The sequence below is a fragment of the Mycobacterium sp. genome, from assembly GCF_049673265.1.
In the GTDB taxonomy this organism is placed as follows: Bacteria; Actinomycetota; Actinomycetes; order Mycobacteriales; family Mycobacteriaceae; genus Mycobacterium.
Genome location: NZ_JBATXN010000120.1, coordinates 1 through 3,864 on the forward strand (window position 1 = coordinate 1; position 3,864 = coordinate 3,864).

Below are 3,864 nucleotides of genomic sequence, written 5' to 3' on the forward strand. Positions count from 1 at the left end.
GGCGCAGGCCGTTACCCGTATAAGCAACAAATGGCTTGTCCGATCGCCTAATGATTTGTGCGCCGATCGGGCCGGCTAGATCATGTCGTTGCGGGTCAACCACCGCATTACCGGCCAGCCGACGAACACCGGTAGCCAGCAGGTGAGCACGCGATAGAGCAGTACCGACGGCACACCGACAGCCGTGGGTACGCCGAAGGCGGCGAGCCCACCGATCAGTGCTGCTTCGACGGCGCCGACGCCGCCGGGGGTGGGGGTGGCCGAGGCGAGGGTTCCGCCGACCATCGTCACCACGGTGACGGTGACGAACGTCGTGTGGCCGCCGAAGGCTTCGACGCTGGCCCACAGTGCCATCGCCGCACCGAGAGTCGTTCCGGCACAACCGAGCAGGATCAACCCCAGCCGCTTCGGTTCGTGGGCGAGTGCGACGAGGTCGGTAGTGACCTCCTTGAGCTTGGGGCGCACGTCGGTCGCCAGCCAACGGCGCAACCGAGGCACAAACAGAAATGTCCCGACGATGCCCAGCGCCACGCCCGCGATCAGGTACAGCATGGTGGCCTTCGGGACGAAGTGCTTGAGGTCGGTTCCCGCACCCGCGGCGGCGCTGAAGAAGATCAGCAGCGTGACGTGGACGATTACCTGCACCGACTGCTGCAGTGCCACCGCCGTGGTGGCTCGCACCGTGCTCATTCCGCCCTTCTGCAACAACCGCACGCTGAGCGCGAGCCCACCGACGCCCGCCGGGGTGGTGGTTGCGGCAAAAGTGTTGGCCACCTGCGTGATTAAGATTTTCCAGTAGGCCACTGCACTACTGGCGCAGGCCCACAATGTGCCCGCAGCCCCGACATACGTCGAGGCCGAGATGACCAGCCCGAACAGCGCCCACCAATAGTTCGCTTTGCCCAGCTCGTTGAAAAACGTCGGCACGGTGCTGATGAACGGATAGGCGACGTAGACCAGCGCGACAAGCAGCACCAGCTGGATGAGCTGGCTGCGGGTGAACCGGGTGATCGTCTCGGCTTGGATCTTGTCGGTGTGAGTTTGGCGCATCACCGCGGCGCGGCTTCGGGAGATGACGGCACCCGGATCGTTGACGGAGTTCCGAATACGTTTCGGCACAGCCGCTTTCGTGAGTCTGCGCGACGCGTTCAGCACGGTGTCTTTGCCCAACGCGTCGATCGCCGCGTTGACCGCGGATTCGGCGCCGTAGAGTGCTGACGTCGTCACCAGCAGCTGGGCGATGTCGGATTGGAGTTGGTTGTCGGTCGCCCCGTATTCGGCGCTGCCGAACCCGCCGAACAGCACGGTGCCGTCGTTGACGGTGATCACCTCGTCGCGCAGATCGCCGTGCGAGATCTGGTGGTCCTGCAGCTTTCGCAGCGATTCCCACACCCGGGCCACCGGCGTCGACGAGCAGCACTGCTTGAGCGACACTCCGCGAATGGGCTTGTGCGCGTACACCGTCCAGCCCCGCTCCAGCGCGCCGACGGTGATCGTCGACGTGTTGGCCACCCCCAGATCACCGATGGCAATCGCCACCAGCGCGCGATGCTCGACGGCGCGGCGCATGGACGCCTGAAACGGCGCGGCCTCGCTGCGCCGCAGCCGCAGCTTGCCCCACAGCTGGCGCAGCGCGCCGCCGCTGCTTTGATGCGGGCCGTACAACTCGATGACCGCGTCGGCGTCTCGACCGTCCGATGTGGCCGAAAGCGTCAGCGGCCCGGCACCGGCGGGCCGGACCACCGTCAACCCGGACACCACGAGCCCGCGTTTGGTCAGTGCGCGCACCGCGCCATCCAGCGGCACCTCGAGCGCGGGAGTGCCGCTGACCAGGACCACCAGCGCCCCGACGAACCAGCCCACCGACAGGCCCAGCATTGCGCGGGCCGGCACGACGGCGCTCACCACGAGGTGGATCGGGATGAACGCCAGCAGCAGCGTCCACCACCAGTGCCGCCAGCGCGCGGGCAGCCACGGGCCCGACACGGTGAGCACCGCGGCGAGCATCCCGATCCAGCGCGGGTCGTCGAGGAATTGGGACAACTCGGTGCGCAGCCGGTCGGACAGGTCGAAGTGCCATTGCCACGCCGCGATGCGCGTGCCGTTGATTGACAGCGCGAGAAAGGCGATGAATGCGGCAGCCGCGTAGGGGAGGAGCAGTTTCCATTGCCGGGAGGCAATCAGCCCGATCAGGATCATGAACGGCAACACCAGGATCGCCAAGCCGTACACCAGGTAGACCACATCGGATTGGGCCGGGGAGAGCACCCCAACAATGCGGGAGATGGATTTCTCCAGCTTGTCCCACCGGGTGCGGGTGACCACCGAGCTGGTGATCACGATCGCCAGGAACGCCGCGGAGAGCACGAGCCGAAGGATGTCGTTGGTGCGACGGGTGGGCCGTTGCAGCAAGCTCCCCGAAACGGTGATCTCGCGCCCGTCGACCTGCATGTTTTAACGATCCCGTCTGTTAGCGGTCCTCGACAACATAACCCGCGCTACCTGGCAGGTTGCGGCTGATCGGGGTGTGTTTGGGGGCCAGCCTTGCTTGTCACAGGAGTCACGCCGAGAGTCGAGTGTCGATGTGCCCGCCTACGAGCGAAAACTCGCCTTCCCGCGTCTTAATAGGGAGGCGCCAACTTGGTGAACATCGGGAAGTGCCGCACATTGGTGGTCAGCAGGGCGGCGTCGACGACGATGGCGGTCGCAGCGATCAGATAGTCGACCGCACCGATGCCGCTGTAACTTTTTCGATACCGACGGGCGAGTTGTCCGGCGACGCGGGCGATATCTTCGGTCACCGCCGCCCAATGCAGGGCAGAGCAGAACTGCTCGAAAGCGGTCAGTTCCCTGTTGCGGATTCCCGCCAAGAGTTCGAATCGGACGAGCTCACTAGCCACCAAGTCGTCGCCCGAGTCACTGAGCGCCGTGAGCAGATCGACGGCCGCGGGCACGCCGCGTAGGTGGTCGATCGCGACACTGGTGTCGATCAGCTTCACGCCAGACCGAGCCGGCTCAAGCGATCGTTGAGGTGGTCACGAGTGGCGTCGACGTACTCGGCGCCGGTGAAGTCCCGTCCGCGCCACGAACCGGCGCTGCGCTTCAGGGCCGCGGTCTGTTCTTCCTTGCTTCGGCTTCCGTAGGCGGTGTGAATTGCCCGACGGATCAGTTCCGACCGGGACGCGCCCGTTGCCCGAGCGACACGGTCCAGGAGCTCGAGCTCCTCAGTGTTCAGCGTGATCTGTGTCCGCATTACATCACATTACATCACGTGATACCTGCCTCGTTTGGTACGGCTTCCGTCGGGTGACGTGCTTCGACTTGTCGGTCGGGTGCGCTAACCTGAAATCGCTTCACGAGATGCCGTCGCCAAGCTCCGACTGGACGGCACGCCAACCCCCCGCTCGTGGGTGGCTCGGATGACGAAGCGGCCGACACCAACCGGTGGCCGGCAAGAGCGCCTCCGATGGCGGAGGCCCCGATGTTTCGGGAGTTAGCAATGTTTGAAAGTCGTCAGCCGACGCGGCACTGCGCGAGCGCATTCGCGAGTTATCCGTGCACATCCCATGTGGCGGGCTGCGCGGTCCCGTGGACGGCAGGTGGCAGTCGTGCCGCGATGAGGATTCGCCTGAGAGGTGGGAAGGTTGCGATGTATCCCGCGCGAAAGACTCTGCATCATCTGCTTCAGGACGACGGGGCCCTGGGTTTGCCAGAGTCAGCGCTGCCGCGGCGAACCTGACAATCATTCGGTCTGACTGCCGCAAACACCCCGGCTTACCTAGCCGATGGTTCAGGAACACGGTCATTGGCTCGGGTCGCGCGCGTGAACCGACCCACGGGTTGTCGAGACCGCAATGCTTAGGA

General features: G+C 65.1%; 3 protein-coding genes and 1 riboswitch. All 3 genes read right to left on the reverse strand.

Features of this window, described 5'->3' with window-relative positions; all coding sequences use genetic code 11:
• Nucleotides 1–75 precede the first annotated feature (75 nt).
• Nucleotides 76–2,451: a lysylphosphatidylglycerol synthase domain-containing protein gene (locus tag WBF82_RS04180; RefSeq protein WP_424381839.1), complete on the reverse strand. Its 2,376-nt coding sequence runs from the start codon at nucleotides 2,449–2,451 to the stop codon at nucleotides 76–78.
• 170 nt (nucleotides 2,452–2,621) lie between these two features.
• Nucleotides 2,622–2,999: a type II toxin-antitoxin system VapC family toxin gene (locus tag WBF82_RS04185; protein ID WP_424381840.1), complete on the reverse strand. Its 378-nt coding sequence runs from the start codon at nucleotides 2,997–2,999 to the stop codon at nucleotides 2,622–2,624.
• On the reverse strand, nucleotides 2,996–3,253 hold the full coding sequence (locus WBF82_RS04190) for a CopG family transcriptional regulator (RefSeq protein ID WP_424381841.1): 258 nt from the start codon (nucleotides 3,251–3,253) through the stop codon (nucleotides 2,996–2,998). The genes WBF82_RS04185 and WBF82_RS04190 overlap by 4 nt, the downstream gene beginning before the upstream one ends.
• Before the next feature lie 98 nt (nucleotides 3,254–3,351).
• A riboswitch (SAM riboswitch) is annotated at nucleotides 3,352–3,464 on the forward strand.
• Nucleotides 3,465–3,864 lie beyond the last annotated feature (400 nt).